At 67.1% G+C, this 19,770-nt stretch carries 23 protein-coding genes; 15 read left to right on the forward strand and 8 right to left on the reverse strand.

The window, feature by feature from the left end; all coding sequences use genetic code 11:
* Nucleotides 1-27 precede the first annotated feature (27 nt).
* The 4 genes from BGO20_RS16205 to BGO20_RS16220 all read left to right on the forward strand — a co-directional run bounded on the left by BGO20_RS16205 (nucleotide 28) and on the right by BGO20_RS16220 (nucleotide 3,649).
* Nucleotides 28-516 carry a MarR family winged helix-turn-helix transcriptional regulator gene (locus tag BGO20_RS16205; protein WP_291660840.1) on the forward strand — a complete coding sequence of 163 codons (489 nt, stop codon included), beginning with the start codon at nucleotides 28-30 and terminating at the stop codon, nucleotides 514-516.
* A 167-nt stretch (nucleotides 517-683) separates the two neighbouring features.
* Complete coding sequence (locus BGO20_RS16210) at nucleotides 684-1,427, forward strand: response regulator (RefSeq protein WP_291660173.1); 744 nt, start codon at nucleotides 684-686, stop codon at nucleotides 1,425-1,427.
* 164 nt (nucleotides 1,428-1,591) lie between these two features.
* The gene (locus BGO20_RS16215) at nucleotides 1,592-2,881 is read left to right on the forward strand and encodes an ATP-binding protein (protein ID WP_465246046.1); all 1,290 of its coding nucleotides are present in this window, start codon (nucleotides 1,592-1,594) and stop codon (nucleotides 2,879-2,881) included.
* Between the two features lie 69 nt (nucleotides 2,882-2,950).
* Nucleotides 2,951-3,649 carry an alpha/beta fold hydrolase gene (locus BGO20_RS16220; RefSeq protein ID WP_291660172.1) on the forward strand — a complete coding sequence of 233 codons (699 nt, stop codon included), beginning with the start codon at nucleotides 2,951-2,953 and terminating at the stop codon, nucleotides 3,647-3,649.
* 29 nt (nucleotides 3,650-3,678) lie between these two features.
* On the opposite strand, the gene BGO20_RS16225 is transcribed toward BGO20_RS16220, so the two are convergent.
* The 6 genes from BGO20_RS16225 to BGO20_RS16250 all read right to left on the reverse strand — a co-directional run bounded on the left by BGO20_RS16225 (nucleotide 3,679) and on the right by BGO20_RS16250 (nucleotide 8,992).
* On the reverse strand, nucleotides 3,679-4,038 hold the full coding sequence (locus tag BGO20_RS16225) for a tRNA-binding protein (protein ID WP_291660171.1): 360 nt from the start codon (nucleotides 4,036-4,038) through the stop codon (nucleotides 3,679-3,681).
* Nucleotides 4,035-6,032, reverse strand: coding sequence for a methyl-accepting chemotaxis protein (locus tag BGO20_RS16230; RefSeq protein WP_291660170.1), 1,998 nt, complete (start codon nucleotides 6,030-6,032; stop codon nucleotides 4,035-4,037). Before BGO20_RS16230 ends, BGO20_RS16225 begins: the two co-directional genes overlap by 4 nt.
* 131 nt (nucleotides 6,033-6,163) lie before the next feature.
* On the reverse strand, nucleotides 6,164-6,919 hold the full coding sequence (locus tag BGO20_RS16235) for a TetR/AcrR family transcriptional regulator (protein ID WP_291660168.1): 756 nt from the start codon (nucleotides 6,917-6,919) through the stop codon (nucleotides 6,164-6,166).
* Nucleotides 6,920-6,984: 65 nt separating this feature from the next.
* A complete protein-coding gene (gene proC / locus BGO20_RS16240; protein WP_291660167.1) occupies nucleotides 6,985-7,806 on the reverse strand; it encodes a pyrroline-5-carboxylate reductase in 822 nt (273 codons plus the stop codon).
* A 119-nt stretch (nucleotides 7,807-7,925) separates the two neighbouring features.
* The gene (locus tag BGO20_RS16245; protein ID WP_291660165.1) at nucleotides 7,926-8,432 is read right to left on the reverse strand and encodes a type III secretion system chaperone family protein; all 507 of its coding nucleotides are present in this window, start codon (nucleotides 8,430-8,432) and stop codon (nucleotides 7,926-7,928) included.
* 305 nt (nucleotides 8,433-8,737) lie between these two features.
* Nucleotides 8,738-8,992: an accessory factor UbiK family protein gene (locus tag BGO20_RS16250; protein ID WP_291660164.1), complete on the reverse strand. Its 255-nt coding sequence runs from the start codon at nucleotides 8,990-8,992 to the stop codon at nucleotides 8,738-8,740.
* A gap of 199 nt (nucleotides 8,993-9,191) precedes the next feature.
* Here BGO20_RS16250 and BGO20_RS16255 point away from each other — a divergent pair, with 199 nt between their 5' ends.
* The 7 genes from BGO20_RS16255 to pth all read left to right on the forward strand — a co-directional run bounded on the left by BGO20_RS16255 (nucleotide 9,192) and on the right by pth (nucleotide 15,666).
* Nucleotides 9,192-9,770, forward strand: a complete 579-nt coding sequence (locus BGO20_RS16255; protein ID WP_291660163.1) for a hypothetical protein — start codon at nucleotides 9,192-9,194, stop codon at nucleotides 9,768-9,770.
* Nucleotides 9,771-9,955: 185 nt separating this feature from the next.
* Complete coding sequence (locus BGO20_RS16260) at nucleotides 9,956-10,900, forward strand: ribose-phosphate pyrophosphokinase (RefSeq protein ID WP_291660162.1); 945 nt, start codon at nucleotides 9,956-9,958, stop codon at nucleotides 10,898-10,900.
* Nucleotides 10,900-11,637: a 7-cyano-7-deazaguanine synthase QueC gene (queC, locus tag BGO20_RS16265; RefSeq protein WP_291660160.1), complete on the forward strand. Its 738-nt coding sequence runs from the start codon at nucleotides 10,900-10,902 to the stop codon at nucleotides 11,635-11,637. Before BGO20_RS16260 ends, queC begins: the two co-directional genes overlap by 1 nt.
* Nucleotides 11,627-12,190 carry a VUT family protein gene (locus BGO20_RS16270; protein WP_291660159.1) on the forward strand — a complete coding sequence of 188 codons (564 nt, stop codon included), beginning with the start codon at nucleotides 11,627-11,629 and terminating at the stop codon, nucleotides 12,188-12,190. The genes queC and BGO20_RS16270 overlap by 11 nt, the downstream gene beginning before the upstream one ends.
* 105 nt (nucleotides 12,191-12,295) lie before the next feature.
* The gene (locus BGO20_RS16275) at nucleotides 12,296-14,152 is read left to right on the forward strand and encodes a putative bifunctional diguanylate cyclase/phosphodiesterase (RefSeq protein WP_291660158.1); all 1,857 of its coding nucleotides are present in this window, start codon (nucleotides 12,296-12,298) and stop codon (nucleotides 14,150-14,152) included.
* Between the two features lie 135 nt (nucleotides 14,153-14,287).
* Nucleotides 14,288-14,905 carry a 50S ribosomal protein L25/general stress protein Ctc gene (locus BGO20_RS16280; RefSeq protein ID WP_291660157.1) on the forward strand — a complete coding sequence of 206 codons (618 nt, stop codon included), beginning with the start codon at nucleotides 14,288-14,290 and terminating at the stop codon, nucleotides 14,903-14,905.
* A 146-nt stretch (nucleotides 14,906-15,051) separates the two neighbouring features.
* Nucleotides 15,052-15,666, forward strand: a complete 615-nt coding sequence (gene pth, locus BGO20_RS16285) for an aminoacyl-tRNA hydrolase (protein ID WP_291660155.1) — start codon at nucleotides 15,052-15,054, stop codon at nucleotides 15,664-15,666.
* A 5-nt stretch (nucleotides 15,667-15,671) separates the two neighbouring features.
* Here the strand turns inward: pth and BGO20_RS16290 are convergent, their stop codons facing one another.
* A complete protein-coding gene (locus BGO20_RS16290; RefSeq protein WP_291660153.1) occupies nucleotides 15,672-16,271 on the reverse strand; it encodes a DUF5666 domain-containing protein in 600 nt (199 codons plus the stop codon).
* Nucleotides 16,272-16,400: 129 nt separating this feature from the next.
* Between BGO20_RS16290 and BGO20_RS16295 the strand changes: the two genes are divergently transcribed.
* From BGO20_RS16295 to BGO20_RS16310, 4 genes are read left to right on the forward strand one after another with little or no spacing between them, the layout of a single operon-like run.
* On the forward strand, nucleotides 16,401-16,631 hold the full coding sequence (locus tag BGO20_RS16295) for a hypothetical protein (protein WP_291660151.1): 231 nt from the start codon (nucleotides 16,401-16,403) through the stop codon (nucleotides 16,629-16,631).
* A complete protein-coding gene (locus BGO20_RS16300) occupies nucleotides 16,621-17,070 on the forward strand; it encodes a PIN domain-containing protein (RefSeq protein ID WP_291660150.1) in 450 nt (149 codons plus the stop codon). The genes BGO20_RS16295 and BGO20_RS16300 overlap by 11 nt, the downstream gene beginning before the upstream one ends.
* Nucleotides 17,071-17,074: 4 nt before the next feature.
* Entirely contained in the window at nucleotides 17,075-18,172 is a 1,098-nt protein-coding gene (gene ychF / locus BGO20_RS16305; RefSeq protein WP_291660149.1) for a redox-regulated ATPase YchF, read from the forward strand.
* A 10-nt stretch (nucleotides 18,173-18,182) separates the two neighbouring features.
* The gene (locus tag BGO20_RS16310) at nucleotides 18,183-19,196 is read left to right on the forward strand and encodes a MaoC family dehydratase (protein ID WP_291660148.1); all 1,014 of its coding nucleotides are present in this window, start codon (nucleotides 18,183-18,185) and stop codon (nucleotides 19,194-19,196) included.
* Nucleotides 19,197-19,319: 123 nt separating this feature from the next.
* Here BGO20_RS16310 and BGO20_RS16315 read toward each other — a convergent pair whose 3' ends face one another.
* Nucleotides 19,320-19,757, reverse strand: coding sequence for a universal stress protein (locus BGO20_RS16315; RefSeq protein WP_291660146.1), 438 nt, complete (start codon nucleotides 19,755-19,757; stop codon nucleotides 19,320-19,322).
* Nucleotides 19,758-19,770 lie beyond the last annotated feature (13 nt).

Raw genomic sequence — 19,770 nt, forward strand, 5'->3', positions numbered from 1 at the left:
GCCGAGAGCCTGACCCGCCCGGAAGCGATCGTGCCGAAGGCAGCGGCCGTCGCGGCCCCGGCTCTGTCCGTGCCCTTCGACCTCATCGAGCTGCTCTTCTTCGCCTATCGCGACTTCGTCGGCGATCCCGACCGTATCCTGGCCGATTACGGCTTCGGCCGCGCCCATCACCGCGTGCTGCATTTCGTGGAGCGCCGGCCGGGACTGACCATCGCCGAGCTGCTCGACATCCTGCAGATCACCAAGCAGAGCCTGAACCGCGTGCTCAAGGAGCTGGTCGAGAAGGGTTATATCGAGCAGCGCACGGGCCGGCAGGACAAGCGCCAGCGCCATCTCCACACCACGCCCGCCGGGCACGATCTGGCGCAGCGCCTCGTCCAGCTCCAGTCGAAGCGGATCCTGGCCGCTCTCGACAGCATCGGCGCCGAAAAGGCCGAAACCGTCGCGCGCTATCTCGCGGCCCTGATCGATCCGTCGGAGCGGTTGAAGGTCCACAGCCTGCTCGACAGGCCCTGAGGGCATCGCAGCCGTCGCCCCCCTGGCAGCCGGTCCGGCAGGAACCGTCCTTGGCCGGCAAGGGCGCGGCGGGTCGGGCTCCTATTGACCTGATGGATTGACGACCCCGCCTCTCCCCTGTGCTAAGAGGAGCCATCGCGCCGGCGGCGCAGCGGAGAGACGCTGGGATGATCGCAACGGAAGCGCCGGCAAGGCCGGCCCGCAAGGTGTTGCCGGACGAAGCTCCGCATGTGCTCGTCGTCGATGACGACCGGCGTCTGCGCGAACTGCTCGCCCGCTTCCTGGGCGACAATGGCTATCGCGTCACCACCGCAGCCAATGCGGCCGAAGCGGATACGCGCCTCGGCAACCTGGTCTTCGACGCAATCGTGCTCGACGTGATGATGCCGGGCGAGAACGGCTTCGACTTCGCCCGCCGCTTCCGTGGCGCCTCCGCCGTGCCGATCCTGATGCTGACGGCCCGCGCGGACGGCAAGGACCGGATCAACGGCCTGGAAATCGGCGTCGACGACTATCTTGCCAAGCCCTTCGAGCCGCGCGAATTGCTGCTGCGCCTCGGCAATATCCTGAAACGAACGGTCGTGGTCGAAGCCGCACAGTCAGGCGCGCGGCCCGATTTCGTCCGCTTCGGCCCGTTCCTCTACGGCCTCGCCCGCGGCGAGCTGCGCAAGGGCGACGAGACCATCCGGCTGACCGAGCGCGAACGCGAGATCCTGACCGCACTCGCCGAGCGCGCCGGCGAGGTGGTGCCGCGCGAGGAGCTAGCCGCCCAGGGGACAGCTGCCAACGACCGCACGGTCGACGTGCAGATGAACCGGTTGCGCCGCAAGATCGAGCGCGACCCGGCCGATCCGCTCTATCTCCAGACCGTCCGCGGCGTTGGCTACAGGCTGTTGACGGACAGGACGTGATGCCGGTTCGGCAAGGCGGGACGAAACCGGGAGCACTACGGATCGCGACAGCGTGGCTGGGCCGCGCCGGCGCCGCCGTGTCCCACGTTGCCGGTCAGGCCAATGCCGTCATCAAGCCGGTGCTGAAGCGTATCGGGCGTCCGCTCCAGATCGTCGCGCGCTACATGCCGAAAGGGCTCTATCCGCGCGCGCTCGTCATCGTCATCACACCGGTGGTGCTGCTGCAATCGGTCATCGCCTATGTCTTCATGGAACGGCACTGGCAGCTCGTCACGCAGCGGCTCTCGGCCGCCGTATCGGCCGACATCGCCATGCTGATCGACGTCTACGAGAGCTACCCGCAGGATCCCGACATCACCACCCTCTCGCGCATTGCGGCGGAACGGCTGGGCATGGATGTCGATATCATCCCCGATTCCGACCTGCCTGCGCCGGGACCGCGCCCCTTCTTCTCGCTGCTCGACAATGCGCTCTCGACCGAGCTCAGCCAGCAGGTCGCCCGCCCCTTCTGGCTCGACACGGTCGGCCGCTCCAGCCTGATCGAGATCCGCATCAAGCTCGGCAAGAACGTGATGCGCATCCTGACGCGGCGCAACTCGGCCTATGCCTCGAACAGCCATATCTTCCTGCTCTGGATGATCGGCACCTCGCTGATTCTGCTGACCATCGCGGTGCTGTTCCTGCGCAACCAGATTCGCCCGATTCTGAAGCTCGCCGACGCTGCGGAAGCCTTCGGCAAGGGCCGGGATGCCGAGTTCCGGCCGCGCGGCGCCCGCGAAGTCCGCCGCGCGGGCAACGCCTTCATCGAGATGAAGCGCCGCGTCGAGCGCTCGATCGGCGAGCGCACGACGATGCTGAACGGCGTCAGCCACGACCTGCGCACCATCCTGACCCGCTTCCGCCTCTCCCTCGCGCTGATGGAGCGCACCTCAGAGATCGAGGCGCTGGAGAAGGACGTCGACGAAATGAGCCGCATGCTGGAGGACTATCTTGCCTTCGCGCGCGGGGATGCCGGGGAGGTTCCGGTCGAGACCGATATTCGCGGTCAGCTCGAGGAGCTGAAGGCCGACGCCGAGCGTCAGGGTCACCAGACCGCGCTGGAGGTGGTGGGTGATCCGCTGGTCGTCGTGCGGCCGGACGCCTTCCGGCGCCTGCTGACGAATCTCGTCTCCAACGCCGCCCGCTACGGCGACCGCATCGCGATTCGCGCGACCCATGATGCGCGCTACCTGATCGTGACCGTCGATGACGATGGCCCAGGCATCCCGCCCGACCAGCGCGAGGAGGTCTTCCGTCCGTTCTTCCGCCTCGACGAGGCCCGCAACGTCGACGGCGGCGGTACGGGGCTCGGCCTCGCTATCGCCCGCGATATCGCCCGCGCCCATGGCGGCGACATCATGCTGAGCGAAGCGCCTCTCGGCGGCTTGAGGGCGACGGTGCGGCTGCCGGTCTAGGGGCTGGAACCGCTCGACAGCCGTCCTGATGCGATCTTAGATGCGTCCAATCGCGGCAGGGGCCACGCCATGCGGATGTTTTGGAAGACCACAGCGCTTCTGGCCGGCCTTTTCCTGGTTTCGGTGACCGGGGCGGGCGCCGAGGAGGTCGTCGATCTCGGGGGTGGCCTGTTCGGCGGTGGAAGGGCGCTGCTCGACAGGCCCGCCGGGAAGGCCCGGGCCGCGCTTGTCCTGCTCACCGGCGGCGACGGCTATATCGGCATCGGCGCCGATGGCAGCGTCCAGCGCGGCGGCAACTGGATCGTCCGCACGCGCGGCGCCTACGCCCGCAGCGGCATCGCCAGCATCACGCTCGATGCCAATGCCGATCCGGCCAGGGCGGTCGCGTACATGCGCGCCATCGCGCCGCGTGTGATCGTGGTGGCGATGAGCCGCGGCGCACTCAAGGTCGCGGGAACACTGTCGGAAAGGCCGGACGGCGTCGTCTTCGCCTCCTCGATGCTGAACGATGCCCGCAGCATGATTGGCGATCCCGCACGGCTGCCGCCAACGCTGATCATTCACCACCGGCAGGACAGCTGCCGCCTCACCCTACCGGAATCGGCCGAGGAATTCCGGCAATGGGCCGGCGGCCGGGCCCGCCTCGTCTGGATCGAGGGCGGCTCGTCCACCGGAAATCCCTGCCAGGCCCGCGCGCATCACGGCTTCATCGGACGCGAGGGACAGGTCGTAGCCGCGATCACGGGTTTCGCCGGCTCGCTGCGCTGACGCTGCGGGACGAGCTCAGCGGCACAGCCTCAGAACAGCCGCCCACCCTCCGGCACGGTGTGGCCCGGTCCGATCAGCACGACCTCTCCGTCTGCATCCGGAACGCCCAGCGTCAGCACCTCGGACATGAACTTGCCGATCTGCCGCGGCGGGAAATTGACCACCGCCAGGACCTGCCGGCCGGCCAGCTCTTCCGGCCGGTAATGTTTCGTGATCTGGGCCGATGATTTCTTCCGTCCGATCGCGCCGCCGAAATCGATCACGAGCTTGATCGCCGGTTTGCGGGCTTCCGGATAAGGCTCGGCCTCGACGATCGTGCCGACGCGGATGTCGACCTTGAGGAAATCGTCGAAGCCGATCGGCGCGGCTGATTCCTGAGACGGGCTCAAAATTCCTCCCACCCCTGTTCGCGGGTTCCGAGATCACGCTTGCGGACGCCGGCCGTGGCGGCGCCGTTCACCTTGACGCTGCGCGTTGGAGCGGAACGCGTCGCAGGGGGCGCTGCGGGGCTCGGTGCGATGGCCGCCTGCATCGTCCGCGCAATCGCCTGCAGCCGCGCGGCATCGCCGCCGATCCGGAACCGGGCGACGAGGGACGAAAGCCGGTCGGCCTCCTGCGAGAGCGAATGCGCCGCGGCGGTCGACTGCTCGGCCATCGCCGCGTTCTGCTGCGTCGCCTGATCCATCTCGCCGACGGCGGCGTTGACCTCCTGGAGGCCGGATGCCTGCTCCTGCGCCGCGCCGGCGATCTCGGCGACGAGACCGGTCGCGCGGGCGATCTCCGAAGCCATCCGCTGCAGCGCGCCGCCGGTCTGTCCGACCAGCGCGACACCCTTCTCCACCTCGACGGTCGAGGCGTCGATCAGAGCCTTGATCTCCTTGGCGGCAGAAGCGGAGCGCTGCGCCAGCGCGCGGACCTCGGAGGCGACGACCGCGAAGCCCTTTCCGGCATCGCCGGCCCGGGCTGCCTCGACGCTCGCATTGAGCGCCAGGAGATTGGTCTGGAAGGCGATCTCGTCGATCACGCCGACGATCTGCGAGATCTCCTGCGCCGATTTCTCGATGCCGCCCATCGCCGTCACCGCCTCGCGCACGATGCTGGTGGACTGCTCGGCCTCGCCCTTGACCTGCTCGGTCGCCTGATTGGCGAGGCGCGCGCTCTCGGCGGTCTGGCGCACCGTCGCGGTGAGTTGGTCGAGCGCCGTCGCCGTCTCCTCGACCGAGGAGGCCTGCTGCTCGGTGCGGCTGGCGAGATCGTCGGCCGCCTGGCTGATCTCGACGGAGCCCGCCTTCATGCTCTCCGTATTGGTCGCGATCTGGCGCATCGCGTCCTGCAGCTTTGCGATGGCGTCGTTGAAGTCATCCTTCAGCTTGACGTATTCGCTCGAGAACGCCGCCTCGATCCGATAGGTCAGATCGCCGCCCGCGAGATTCTCGAGCCCGGCCCCGAGGGCCTGGACCACGTCGGCCTGCGCACGGGCGTGTTCGGTACGCTCCGCCTCGCTCCTGCGCCTTTCACTGTCGGCGGCGCTGCGATGCCCGGCCGCCTCCTGCTCGACGCGCAGCTTGTCGGCCTCCATTGCTTCCTTGGCCAAGGCGGCGTCGCGGAAGATGACGAGCGCCCGCGCCATCGAGCCGATCTCGTCCGGCCGCTGCTGATGTTCGATCTCGGCCTGGAGGTTGCCCGTCGCCAGTTCGTTCATGGACGAGGAGAGCGAGCTCAGCATCCGCGAGGCACGACGGCTGAGGAGGATGACCAAGCCGAGCATGACGAGGCCAAGCGGCACCAGGACCTTGGCGACGCCGCCGACCATGCCCATGAAGGCGGCATCGACGTCGTGGACGTGCAGGCCGGAGCCGACCACCCACTGCCATTGCGGAATGCCGATGATGTAGGAGATCTTCAGCGATGGCTCCTTGTCGCCCGGCTTGAGCCAGCCGTAATCGACGAAGCCCTCGGTCTTGGCCTTCGCCAGCGCGATCATCTCCTGGACGAAGAACTTGCCGTCCGCGTCCTTGAGCGGCTTCATGTCCGTCGACTGGATCTTCTTGTTCGCGTGCAGGACGCTGATGCCGTCGTAATTGATCAGGAAGTAGTAGTTGCCGCCATCGAAGCGCGCGCTGCCGAGAGCGTCCATCGCCAGCTTCTTGGCGTCCTCTTCCTTCAGTTCACCCTTCTGGACACGCGCCAGATAGCCCTTGATCGTCGTCGCGGCGGCTTCGACGGTGTTCTTCATCTCGGCGCGCTTCAGCGCGATCATCTCGTGGCGCGCGGCGTTCAGGGTGTAGCCCACTCCGCCGGCGGCGATGACCACGGCAAGTGTCGCGATCAGCGCGAAGGACCGGCCGATCGTGAGCGATGCAATCTTCGTGGAGAACGACATCCGCGTATCCTGCGCGTAGGGAGAATGTCGTCCTGTCCCATGGAATTAACTAAAAGGCGCTTAAGATCGCCATGTTTTTGCCGCAGTCGAAGCGGGAGCCGGCTGCGCTTCGTGCCGCTGCGCCCGGGCGGTCAGATCGCCGGAGCGTAGTCGTCATTGTCCTCGCCGCGCTCGGAAGCGCGTTCGCGCCGCCGCGCCGTGAGCGGACGGCCCGAGCAGATCGCGCGTGCCAGCCCGCGGAACGGCGCCGTCAACCGGTGCACGTCCTCGACCCGCGCCATGATGCGCCCGGCCGTCTTCAGCTCACGGTCGAGCCGTGCCATGGTCTTGGAGAGTTCGGGCTCGTCGTCGTCGAGCCACACGTCCGAGACCCGCGCCATCAGCAACACGGCGCCCTGGACCCGCAGGCTGCCGAGCGAATCCTCGGTCGGAATGCCGACGGAGGCGAGCAGGTAGCGCCAGGAGTTGACGGCCCCGCGATTCAGCGCCGCCAGCGCGAGCGGGTCGCGGCGAATGACGGGGACGATCCTGCGCAGCCCCGCCTTGTAAGGCGCCAGCGCGTCGAGCCGGCGCATCACCAGGTCGAACAGGCGCTCGCGCACAGGCTCGCCCGCCAGATCGTCCGATACCCCGGCCAGCACGGCATCGTCGGCGATCCGAGTGACGCCGCCGAGCATCGCGAGCTTGGACGGGAAGAAGCCGCGCAGCTGCGCGAGCGTCAGCCCGGCCTCTGCCGCAATGTCCGGAAGTTCGATCTCGTCCCACGGCCGATCGGCAGCAAGCCTCATCAGGGCGTCGACGGCGCGCTTGCGCGGATCCACCGGCTTGGCGGCTTCCGGCGTGCTCGCCGCTGGTTCGGCCTTGCTGGAAACGGGCTTGCGGGCCATGGCTCTGCTCCTTCGCTTCGAGACTACTAGAAGCTAGGCCGCTATCGTGGCGGGCGAAAGGCGATTCAGCCGGAAAGCTCGGCGGCGCGACGTTTGGCAGCGGCGACGGCCTTGCGCATCAGCGGCTTCATTCCGTCCTCCGCCATCAGCACCTCCAGCGCCGCCGCGGTCGTCCCTCCCGGCGAGGTCACGTTCTGGCGCAGCGTGCCGGGAGGCAACGGCGACTGGAACAGCAGTTCTCCCGCGCCCTCCACCGTCGCCCGGGCCAGGCGCTCGGCGACATCCGCCGGCAGCCCGGCCTCGACGCCAGCCGCGGCAAGGCATTCGACGAGATGAAAGACATAGGCCGGTCCCGAACCCGAGACCGCCGTCACCGCATCGATCAGCCCCTCGTCGGCGAGCCATTCGACCTTGCCGATGCTGGCGAGCAGCGCATCCGCGGTCGCCCGTTGCGCGGCGCTCACGCCCTTGCCGGGTGCGGCGGCCGTGGCCCCGCGCTGCACCGAGGCCGGCAGATTCGGCATGGCCCGGATGATCGCCGTGGCGTTCGGCAGGCGCGCGGCAAGATCGTCCAGCGTCTTGCCGGCGAGAATGGAGATCAGCAGGGTCTTTGGATGGATGAAGGCCTGCACGGCCGGAGCGGCCGTGTCGAGCATCTGCGGCTTGGTCGCCAGCACGAGCACTTCGGCGGGGACGATCTCCTTCGCCGAGGGGTTGAGCCTCATGCCCTTCTCGCCGGCGAGCTCGACCATCTCGTCCGACGGCTTGGGGTCGATCAGACTGATGCCGGCAGGGTCGATCCCGATGCGCAGCCAGCCTTCCAGCATGGCTCCGCCCATCTTGCCCGCGCCGATGAGGACGAGCGATTGCGGCAGGGAAGCGGTCATGACGGGTCCTCGGCGGCTGGCAGGGCCCGAGGCGACGCCCCCTCGGGCTTCTTGTCTTGGCGCAAGCCTTCCCCGTCCCGCCTCCGGCGGTCAAGCCCGCGGCTGATGCCGCGGCCGCCTCAGGCTTCGCCGGCTGTCTCCAGCATGGCGCCCTCGAGCCCTTCGCGGGCCGTCTTGCCCGCCCAGACGACGAACTGGAACGCCTGATAATAGCGCTCGCAGGCCTCGATCGCGCTCTTGATCAGGGCGGCCGCCTGCTCGTCGGTCGGCTCCGCGCCGCCGGACAGCAGCAGCGCATGGCGGTACATCACCACGCTCTCGCTGCTCCAGAGATCGAAATGGCCGAGCCAGAGCTGCTCGTTGACCAGACTGACGAGCTGAAGCACCTCGCCACGGCGGCGCTCGGGCACCTTGAGGTCGAAGGCACAGGCGATATGCAGCGCCTCCACCTCCGCCAGCCAGGTGATCGCGACGTGATATTCGGACCAGCCGCCGGTCACCGCGACCGAAAGCTCGTCGTCGCTGTCGCGGTCGAAAGTCCAGTTGTTGAGGGAGGCGAGTCGCTCGAACAGGTCGAGAGGGTTGGAAGGCCGATCGAAATCGGCATCCATATCGAGATCCATCATGCCCTAGGGTCCACCTTCCGGGTGCTGGCGCATCCGGCGCGTTCGAGAAGAGGAACACGGCGACTGGAAAGCCGAAGGAACGCAACTCACCTCCGGAGCGCTTCCGGAGAAGGGCTCCCGTCCACCTCGGCAGAGCGAATCTGCCCGGCGAATCAATTCTTTCCACCGACGATAGCGCAGGCGCTGTGACGCCCCCAACACGGTGGCGAAGCTCCGCGGATTCGGGCGCCGGGCTCAATCCCTCGCCGGCACTGTCCACAGCACTTGGCTGTGGACACGGGTGAAGCCGGGACGGGTGGCGCCGGTCAGGCCTTGTCGAGCTTGGCTTCCAGGGCGGCGAGACGCGCCGCAAGCTTGTCGTTCTCCTCGCGAGCGAGCAGCGCCATCTCCCGAACCGCCTCGAACTCCTCGCGCGGCACGACGTCGAGCTCGCGCAACAGCTTCTCGATCTGCGTCCTGACGACGGTCTCGACCTCGCGGCGCACGCCCTGCGCCGCTCCGGCCGCATCGGTGGCGAGGCGGGCGATGTCGTCGAGGAAGCGGTTGCTGGTGCCGGCCATGGATTATCTCCCGCGCGAACCCGAAAGATCCGCTTCTGCGGCCTATATGGGAGAAGCCCGTCCGCATCGCAATCGAAACGCAGCGCACGGGACGGGCGCGACCGCGGACTTCCGTGATCTGGACCTCGCCCGGCGATCCGCCTAGAAAGAGCGCACAGGGAAGTTCGCACGATCCACAGCCCAAAGGGCGGGAGGCGTCATGTTTCATCGTTTGAGCGGCCTCGCTCTGGGGCCGGTATTGGCGCTCGCCGTTGCCGGCTGTCAGGAAACCACCCAGACCGCTGCCCGCCCGCGCGTCGACGCGCCGGGCGTCCCGGTCTCGGTCCAGAGCATTTCCGGCGCCCCCGACGACGTGACGACGAGCTTCGCCGGATTGCTCGGCGAGGCTGCAGCCGAGCGCAAGATGGAAATCGTCCCCGGCGACAAGCCGGCCCGCTTCCGCGTCAAGGGTTATCTCACGGCCCAACCGACCGAAGATGGACAGACCGCGCTCGCCTTCGTCTGGGACGTCTACGATTCGACCAAGCAGCGGGCCCAGCGCGTTCAGGGCGAGAGCATCGGCAAGCGCAGTGCCGGCTCCGATCCCTGGGCCGGCATCGACCGCACCGTCGTCGCCAAGGCCGCCTCGGATTCGATGGATGCCATCGCCGGCTTTCTCGTCACGGCCCCCGCCGCGGAAGCGACGCTCGGCTCGCCCGACAAGAACGGCAGCAAGGCGGATGGCGGGAAAGCGGCCGCGACCCGGACCGCATCGGCCGGCAACCGCAAGCGGCTCTGACGCAGGTCTGCCCGCCTGCAGGATAGGCGGATAGGCGCGGCCTGGGCCACGGCCGGTGTCATCTGTTTTGCATACGGATATTGCAGTGCAGCGGTCGACTCCGTGCGGCGGCACTGTTAAGAGCGCTTCCAATTGAGCCGGCATGGCCGGCTCGCGCCCCGCCTCCTGCAACGGTACGCCACGGCATGGCCTCTCATTTCAAAGTCGTCGCCGGCAATTCCAACCGGCCGCTCGCCGAAGCCATCTGCAACCATCTCAGCATTCCCCTTGCCAAGGCCTCGGTCCGGCGCTTCGCCGATATGGAGGTTTTCGTCGAGATTCAGGAGAACGTTCGCGGGCAGGACGTCTTCGTCATCCAGTCGACCTCCTTCCCCACCAACGACCACCTGATGGAACTGCTGATCGTCACCGATGCGCTGCGCCGTTCCTCGGCCAAGCGTATCACGGCGGTGATCCCCTATTTCGGCTATGCCCGCCAGGACCGGCGCGCCTCGGGCCGCACGCCGATCTCGGCCAAGCTCGTCTCCAACCTGATCACCCATGCCGGCGTCGACCGCGTGCTGACGCTCGATCTCCATGCCGGCCAGATCCAGGGCTTCTTCGACATCCCGACCGACAACCTGTTCGGCGCCCCGCTGATGGCGCGCGACATCAAGGACAGGCTGGAGTGGAAGAACGCCATGGTCGTCTCGCCGGACGTCGGCGGCGTCGTCCGTGCCCGCGCGCTCGCCAAGCGCATCGACGCCCCGCTCGCGATCGTCGACAAGCGCCGTGACCGGCCGGGCGAGTCGGAAGTCATGAACATCATCGGCTCGGTCGAGGGCCGCTCCTGCATCCTGATCGACGACATCGTCGATTCCGGCGGCACGCTGGTGAACGCCGCCGAGGCGCTGCTCGAACAGGGCGCGAAGGAAGTCTACGCCTACATCACCCATGGCGTGCTCTCCGGCGGAGCCGTGGCGCGCATCGCCGGTTCCAAGCTCAAGGAACTGGTGATCACCGATTCGATCATGCCGACCGAGGCGGTGAAGGTCGCGCGCAATATCCGCGTCATCTCGATCGCAGGGCTGATGGGCGAGGCGATCGAGCGCACGGCGAGCGAGACCAGCGTCTCCAGCCTGTTCGACTGATGGCGAGCGCGGGGACATCGCGCGCCCTGGTCCTGTTCTCCGGTGGCCAGGATTCGACCACCGCGCTGGCCTGGGCGCTCGACCGTTTCGACGCCGTCGAGACGGTCGGCTTCGACTACGGTCAGCGTCATCGCGTCGAGATGCAGTGCCGGCTGACGATCCGCGGGAAGCTGCCCGCCCTGTCCTCGACCTATGCTGGCCGGCTGGGGCCGGACCATGTCGTCGACCTCGCCGCGCTGGGCGCACTCTCCGAGACGGCGCTGACCCGCGAGACCGAGATCGTCTTCGCCGAGACCGGCCTGCCGACCACCTTCGTGCCAGGCCGCAACCTGATCTTCCTCACCTTCGCGGCCGCCCTCGCCTACCGGCGCAACCTGAAGCACATCGTGCTCGGCGTCTGCGAGACCGATTATTCCGGCTATCCCGACTGCCGCGACGACACGATCAAGGCGATGCAGGTCGCACTTGGCCTCGGCCTCGACCGCAGGCTCGCGCTGCATACTCCCCTGATGTGGCGCGACAAGGCCGAGACCTTCGCGCTCGCGCGGCAGATCGGCGGCCAGGCGCTGCTCGATCTCGTTCTCGAGGAAACGCATAGCTGCTACCTCGGCAACCGGTCGACGCGGCATGGCTGGGGCTACGGCTGCGGCCATTGCCCGGCCTGCGATTTGCGTGCGAAAGGCTATGCGGCCTATCTGGCCGCTCCCGGCAACAGCGGACCGTCCTATGACTCGTGATCGTCAGCGGCTGACTGAAGGCGCCATCGCGCTCGTCCTATTCGGCCTCACCATCCCCGCCGCGAACTGGATGCTGGGCCATGTCGGCACGGTCTGCGTGCCGAAGGGGCCCTGCCTGGTGCCGGTCTGGCCGGGCATCGACGCGCCGAGCGGCGTGCTGATGATCGGCCTGGCGCTCGTGCTGCGCGACATCGTCCAGCGCCGGCTCGGTGCGCTCTTCGGCCTCGGTGCCATCGCGATCGGCACGCTGATTTCCGCCTTACTGGCTCCGCCGGCCATCGTCCTGGCCTCGGTCTCCGCCTTCCTGCTCTCGGAGCTGGCGGATTTCGCCATCTACACGCCGCTGCAGCGCCGCCGCTTCGTGACCGCCGTGGTGGCCTCCGGCATCGCCGGGCTCGTCGTGGATTCGATCGTCTTCCTCTATCTCGCCTTCGGCAGCCTCGACTTCCTGGCCGGCCAGATTATCGGCAAGGCCTGGATGATCCTGCTCGCGCTGCCGCTGATGCATCTGCTGCGCCGTCGCGATGAACGCCTCGGCCTCGCCGCCGCCTGAGCCCTTCGGCGCAACCGCTTAAATTGCCGGGCAGCTGGGCAAACGGATCTTAACCCGCGCCCGGTACCGTCGCGGCCCTCTTCGACAAGAACTGTCGGGAACCGCGTGACCAAACCATCCGCCCGGCTGCAGGCCCTGCAGAATGAAATCCTGGAGCACATTGCACGGGGTGAGACGCTCACCGCCTGCATGGAGCGTCTGTGCCTGCGCGCCGAGGCCGCCGCGCCGGGGGTCGTCTGCTCCGTCGTCGCGGTCGATGACGACAGGCTGCTCCGGCCCCTCGCCTCGCCGAGCCTGCCCGCCTCCTATGCGCAGGCCATCGACGGCATTCCGATCGGCCCTCGTGTCGGTTCCTGCGGAACCGCGATTCATCGCGGAGAACCCGTCGAGGTAACCGACATCGCGACCGATCCGCTGTGGGAGGGCCTGACGGACCTGGTGCTGCCGCTTGGCCTGCATGCCAGCTGGTCGATGCCGATCAGAGCGCGCGATGGGCGTATCGTCGGCGCGTTCGCCTTCTATTACCGCAGGACTGGCCGCCCCCGCGCCGTCGAACGCCGCATCGTCGATACCTGCGCGCATCTGTGCGCGATCGCGATCGAGCATGAGGAGGTGCGTGCGCGCAACCATCGCCTCGCCTATTTCGACACGCTGACGAAGCTGCCCAACCGAACTCGCTTCGGCGACGCGATTGCCGCGATGTGCGCAAACCCATCGGGGCGGATCGGCCTGATGCTGATCGATATCGACAACCTGAAGGTGGTCAACGACACGCTGGGCCACGCCGCCGGCGATGCGCTCATCGCCGAGATCGGCTTCCGTCTCGGCCGTGTCCTGAAAGGCTATCTGGCCTGCCGCATCGGCGGCGACGAATTCGCGGTACTGGTCCCGTCCTGCGACACCGCCGGCCGGATGAAAGCGCTCGCCGCCGCGATCCTTGCAGCCATGGCGCCGCCGGTCGAGCCGGATGGGCAAAGCATCGCCGCGAGCGTCACCATCGGTGGTGCCATCGCCGATGCCGGAACGGACAGCGACACCTTGCGGCAGAACGCGGACCTCGCGCTCTATCACGCCAAGGAGACCCGGCGCGGCGGCTACGTCCGCTTCCGGCGCAGCTTGCGCAGCGCCATGATGCGGCGCATCCGCATTCGTCGCGAAGTCGAAGAGGCGCTGGGCGACGGACGGATCGTTCCCTATTACCAGCCGATCATCGAACTCGGCAGCGGCAGGATTGCCGGCGTCGAGGCCCTGGCACGCATGCGGCGAAGCGATGGGCGCATCGTCACCGCGGGCGAGTTCCACGACGCTCTGCTCGACCCCAAGGTCGCCTATCGGATCACCTCGCGCATGCTTGCCGCGGTCGCGCTCGACATGGCGGCCTGGATGGCCGCCGGCGTCCTGTTCCGGCATGTCGCGCTCAACGTGACCGCGGCCGATTTCCGGAAGGGTGATCTGGTCCAGCGCATTCTGCGAACCTTCGATCGCGCCGGCGTGCCGGCCCGGCATCTCGTAGTCGAGATCACCGAACAGGTTTTCATGGGCGGCGTGCGGGATGGGGTGGCCCGCACCATGGACGCGCTGCGCGCGCACGGCATGTCCGTCGCGCTCGACGATTTCGGAACCGGCTTCGCGTCGCTGACCCATCTCCTCGACTTTCCGATCGACATCATCAAGATCGATCGTTCCTTCGTGGGTGCCATAGACAGCGGCGCACGCAGCGGCGTGATCGTGGAATCCCTGCAGACCATGGCGAAGCGGCTGGGAATGAAGATCATCGCCGAGGGCATCGAGACGGAGGCCCAGGCCCGGCGCCTCGACGAAATGGGTTGCTCCCTGGGGCAGGGCTTCCTCTATGCGGCGCCGGTGCCGGCCGTGGTCATCGGCGAGCTGCTGCAGCGTTTCGGGCAGCAGGAGGCCGCTCCGGGCCGCAGGCGCGACCGCCACGTCGCGAACGCGGCCTGAACGGGCTTGAGATCGCGGCGCTTTTCGCCTATGAGCAGCCACGCGTTCGGCTGACACCCTTGGAGGCTCTGGACGCGCAATCCGATGGCCGCCAACAGGCGGCCTTGTCATTTCTGTGAAGTCAAGGACACCAACATGACCGCCGTGAAGCAAATCCAGGCTTCGGCGCGCGCACAGGTCGGCAAGGGGGCCGCCCGTGCAGTTCGCCGCCAGGGCCAGACGCCTGCCGTGATCTATGGAGGGGGCGCCGCTCCCGAAGCCATCGCGCTCGACGCCAACAAGACCCGCCAGCTCATTTTCGGCGGCCACTTCCTGACCACGATCTTCGAGATCGATGTCGCCGGCAAGAAGCAGCGCGTCATTCCGCGCGACTATCAGCTCGACCCGGTCAAGGACTTCCCGCTCCACGTCGACTTCCTGCGCGTCGCGAAGGGCCAGACCGTGACGGTGCTCGTGCCGGTCCATGTCGTCGGCCAGGAAGCCAGCCCCGGCGTCAAGTCCGGCGGCCTGGTCCAGATCATCGAGCACGCCCTCGAGATCTCGGTCGAGCCCGACAGCATCCCCGAGGCCTTCGAGGTGTCTGTTGCCGGCCTGAACATCGGCGACTCGCTTCACGCCGACGCCATCAAGCTCCCGGCCGGCGCCAAGCTGACCGTCGGCTCGGATGCCACGGTCATCACGATCGCTCCGCCGACCGTCGAGGTCGAGCCGGAAGCCGCCCCTGCCGAGGGCGAGGCCGAAGCCAAGGCCTGACGCGCGGGTGCCTCCCGGCACCCTTCATCGCGAATGTATCTGAAGCGGCCGGGTTTGCCCCGGCCGTTTTGCTGTGGCATCGGCTGTGCCGATCACCGGCTCCGACCCGACGGACCGATGCCTCTCGAGCCTGCCGGAGTTCCGTCATGCTGATCTTTGCCGGCCTCGGCAATCCAGGCACGCGCTATGCGCGCAACCGCCACAATATCGGCTTCATGGCCGTCGACGCGATCGCCCGGGCCCATCGGGCCTCGCCCTGGCGCGCCCGCTTCCAGGCCGAAGCCTGCGAGGCAACGATCGGAGGCGAAAAGGTGATCCTGCTCAAGCCGCAGACCTACATGAACGAATCCGGCCGTTCGATCGGCGAAGCCGCACGGTTCTTCAAGGTCCCGACTGCGGACGTCATCGTGTTCCATGACGAGCTCGACCTCGCCCCAGCCAAGCTCCGCGTGAAGCTCGGCGGCGGCAATGCCGGCCATAACGGCCTGCGCTCGACCACCGCCGCGATCGGCAACGACTACCGCCGGGTCCGGATGGGCATCGGCCATCCCGGCCTGAAGGAGCTGGTCCATGGCTATGTGCTGAACGATTTCGGCAAGGCGGAGCAGCCCTGGGTCGAGGATCTCTGCACCGCCTGCGCCGATTTTGCGCCGCTGCTCGCCGCCCATGACGATGCCGGCTTCCAGAACAAGGTGCATCTGTTCATGGATGCACGCGGGCATGCTTCCGTGAAGCGGCTGGGGGAGAAGAGCGAAGGCTGACCAGCCTAATACGGCAGCTTCGCCCCATCCTTCGCGATCGTGACCCGTTTGGTCGCATAGCTCCCGTCCGCCTGCCGGCTCGCGGTCATCGCGACCTGCGCGCCGGCCTTGAGCTCGTCCAGCTCAGCCGGCGTCGCCATCAGGATCGTGGTTTCCGGCGTGATCGTGACCTTCTGCTCGCCGCCGGGATAGCTGAGCACGAGACTGGCCCCGTCGACGCGCACGACCCTGTCGGCCACGGTCGCGTTTGTCATGGTCGCGTCCGGCAGCACGGCCCAGGGCCGGTGCCCCTCCCCGGTGCCCCGCATCGACTCGGGAAAGATGAAGACCTGCACCGCGAGCAGCGTCCCGTCCGGCTGCGGCCTGGCGCCGACGCCGATGAAGCTGCCCTTGCCGATGTCGGAGGCCTTTGCCGGCATCACACCGCCGACCGAGGAGCCTGGCGCAAGCGTGACTTTCGCCAGCTTCCCGTCCGCGCTCTTCAGCATCAGAACGCCGCCGTCGGCGGCCTCGATCTCGCCGCGGAGTCGTGTGCCGGGCGTCTGGGCGAGCGCGGCCGAACCGGCCAGGAATACGAAGATGGCGGCGAAAAGCGGGCGGCGCATCGGCAACAACCTCATCGAAGGGATCGGCCTCTCGAACCTGCGCCGGACGCCGCGCACCCCCTATCCACGTTCCCGTGATCGCTTGACACAAAAACACGGAAACACGATGTCGGTGACAGAGGTGTTTCCATGAACAACCTGAGCCTGACCCTCCCCGACGAGACCTATCAGAACCTGAGAATGGCGGCTGCGCAGCAAGGCAAGAGCATGTCCCGCCTGGTCGGCGAGCTCGTCGAGCGGCGGATCGGCCGGCCGATCAGTAAGGCCGAGGCGATGCGGCGGTTTCTGGCCGGACCGAGTCTGGACCTGACCGACGAGAACGGGAATGCGCCGACCCGCGACCAGATCCATGACCGCTGATGCGCTCGTCTTCGTCGATACGAATGTCCTGATTTATGCGCGCGACCATCGCACTGGGGACAAGCACGGCTTGGCCCTGCGCTGGCTCGATCGGCTGTCGGTCACCGAGCTCATGCCGCTCAACCTGCGGGTCCTGAACGAGTTGACCGATTGGATGCTGCGCAAGGGGCAGGCCTCGATCGCAATTGCCCGGGACGCCGTCGAATGGCTGCGCGAATTCGGCGAGGCGCCTCTGCGCAGCGAGGATGTCGAGCGCGCCTGGGACGTGCGCGAGGCCCTCGGCTACCCGTGGTTCGACTGCCTGCTCGTTGCGAGCGCCGCAAATGCAGGCTGCAGCCACTTCCTGTCGGAAGACATGGGGCACGAGACCCGCTATGGGTCCCTCACGATCATCAATCCCTTTCGGGTCGATCCCGAGACCATCCTAGGCAAGAACTGAGACCATGGGCTTCAAATGCGGAATTGTCGGCCTGCCGAATGTCGGCAAGTCGACCCTCTTCAACGCGCTGACGCAGACGGCGGCCGCGCAGGCTGCCAACTACCCCTTCTGCACGATCGAGCCGAATGTCGGCGACGTCGCGGTGCCCGACGAGCGGTTGGAGCAACTCGCCGCCATCGCCGGCTCGAAGGAGATCATTCCGACGCGTCTCACCTTCGTCGACATCGCCGGCCTGGTGCGCGGCGCCTCGCGGGGCGAAGGGCTGGGCAACCAGTTCCTCGCCAATATCCGCGAATGCGACGCCATCGCCCATGTCGTGCGCTGCTTCGAAGATGGCGACATCACCCATGTCGAGGGTAAGGTCTCGCCGGTCGACGATATCGAGACGATCGAGACCGAGCTGATGCTGGCCGATCTCGAAAGCCTGGAGAAGCGCGTTCTCCCGCTGGAGAAGAAGGCGAAGTCCGGCGACAAGGAGGCCAAGGAGGCGGTCGAGTTGATGACCCGTTGCCTCGTGCTTCTGCGCGACGGCAAGCCGGCCCGCCTCGCCGAGATCCCGGCCGACCAGAGGCGCGCCTTCGAGCAGCTCGGCCTGCTCTCCTCCAAGCCGGTGCTCTATGTCTGCAATGTCGAGGAGGCGAGCGCCGACAAGGGCAATTCCTTCTCGGAACTGGTGAAGAAGCGTGCTGCCGAGGAAGGCGCGGTCGCCGTCGTCGTCTCAGCCAAGATCGAGAGCGAGATCGCGGTGCTGCCTCCCGAGGAGCAGACGGAGTATCTGGAGGCGGTCGGCCTCGAGGAGCCGGGTCTCAACCGCGTCATCCGCGCCGGCTACAAGCTGCTCAACCTCGTGACCTACTTCACAGTCGGACCGAAGGAAGCGCGCGCCTGGACGATCGAGAAGGGCACCAAGGGGCCGCAGGCCGCTGGTGTGATCCATACCGATTTCGAGAAGGGCTATATCCGCGCCGAGACCATCGCCTATGACGACTACGTCGCCAACAAGGGCGAAGCCGGCGCGCGCGAGGCCGGCAAGTTCAGGCTCGAGGGCAAGGAATATGTCGTCGCGGACGGCGACGTCCTGCATTTCCGCTTTGCCAACTGAGAGCCGGGCGATGCTGCAGTTCGAGGATTTCGTCGTCGGCGAAAGTGTCCGCACGCGCAGCATCGCCGTGTCGCAGCAGGATCTCGTCGCCTTCGCCTCGCGCTACGACGCGCAGGATTTCCATGTCGATCCGGAAGCGGCGAAGGCGAGCTTCGTCGGCAGCCTGATCGGCTCCGGCTGGCAGAGCTGCTCGCTGCTGATGCGGCTGATCGCCGAGGACTTCCTGCTCGACTCCACCGGCATGGGCGCCCCCGGCATCGACGAGGTGAAGTGGCTGAGGCCGGTCTTCCCGGGTGACGCCTTGAGCGCCCGGCGCACTGTCCTCGAAACCAAGCCGTCGCGCTCGCGGCCCGAGATGGGCCTGGTGCGCTTCCGCTTCGAACTGCTCAACCAGCGTGACGAGCCCGTCCTCGAACAGACCAACTGGATCATGTTCGGACGCAAGGACTCCGGCATTGCGCCGCAACCTCGGGGCGATTGGCTCGCCCACGGACCGGATTACGAACGGCCGGCCCTCGAAAGCCCGCTGATCGCCCCGGAAGAGCCCGCGACGCCGACGCGCTTCTTCGAGGAATTGGAGATCGGCAGCCGCCATGAGCTCGGCAGCTTCGTCTTCACGCCGGAGGAAATCATCGCCTTCGCCCGCAGCTTCGACCCGCAGCCTTTCCACATGGATGTTTCCGCCGCGCGCGGCAGCATCTTCGGCGGGCTTGCGGCCTCCGGCTGGCATACGGCTTCGGTCTGGATGGCGACGATGGTTCTGCACCGCAAGCGCCAGCTTGCCGCTACCCCCGGCCGGCCGGCCCGTCTTGGCCCCTCGCCTGGCTTCAAGAACCTGCGCTGGTCACGGCCTGTCCTCGCCGGCGACCGCATCACCTATTTCTCGGAGGTCGCCGGCAAGCGCGAAAGCGCCTCACGACCGCAATGGGGCCTGTTCTTCCACCGCAATACCGGCGTCAACCAGCGCGGCGAAGAAGTCTTCAGCTTCGACGGCTGCGTTTTCGTCGAGCGGAAGCCGACATAACACCTTTCGTAATCGGTCGATTACGGCGATATTCGAGGAATCAGTTCCGAAACAATCGACGTAGCAGCTACAAGCCGGAAGGTTCAGGAACGTCCGGGGTCCGCGCCTGCCCGCGACGAACCGTTATCGGTAGACGAGTACCGGCACCTTCGAGTGGGTCAATACCTTGACTGTGACGCTTCCCAGCAAAAGCGCTGCGAAGCCTCTTCTGCCATGCGAGGCCATCGCAACCAGATCGCACCCTCGCTTTTGCGCTGTCTCGATGATGACCCGGTAGGGATCATCGCTTTCAATAGCTGCGGTCTCGACGGGGACATCATGTGCTTTCGCATCCGCCGCGGCCTCTTCGAGCGCGAGGTCGGCCTGACGGCGCGCCTCCTCGCTGTATTGTTCTTGCGTCGACTCAAGCTGTTCTGGAGAAACCGAGAATATCCTGAAGGGCTCGATGACGGTCAGCACCGTGACACGTGCTTTGGCATCGTGAGCGAGCGCTATCGCTTTCCGCATCGCCGCCATGGAAAGAGAAGAGCCATCGATGGGGATGAGAATATGGCCGAACATGTTCGCTCCATCT

It is taken from the genome of Allobosea sp. 67-29, assembly GCF_001898115.1.
In the GTDB taxonomy this organism is placed as follows: Bacteria; Pseudomonadota; Alphaproteobacteria; order Rhizobiales; family Beijerinckiaceae; genus Allobosea.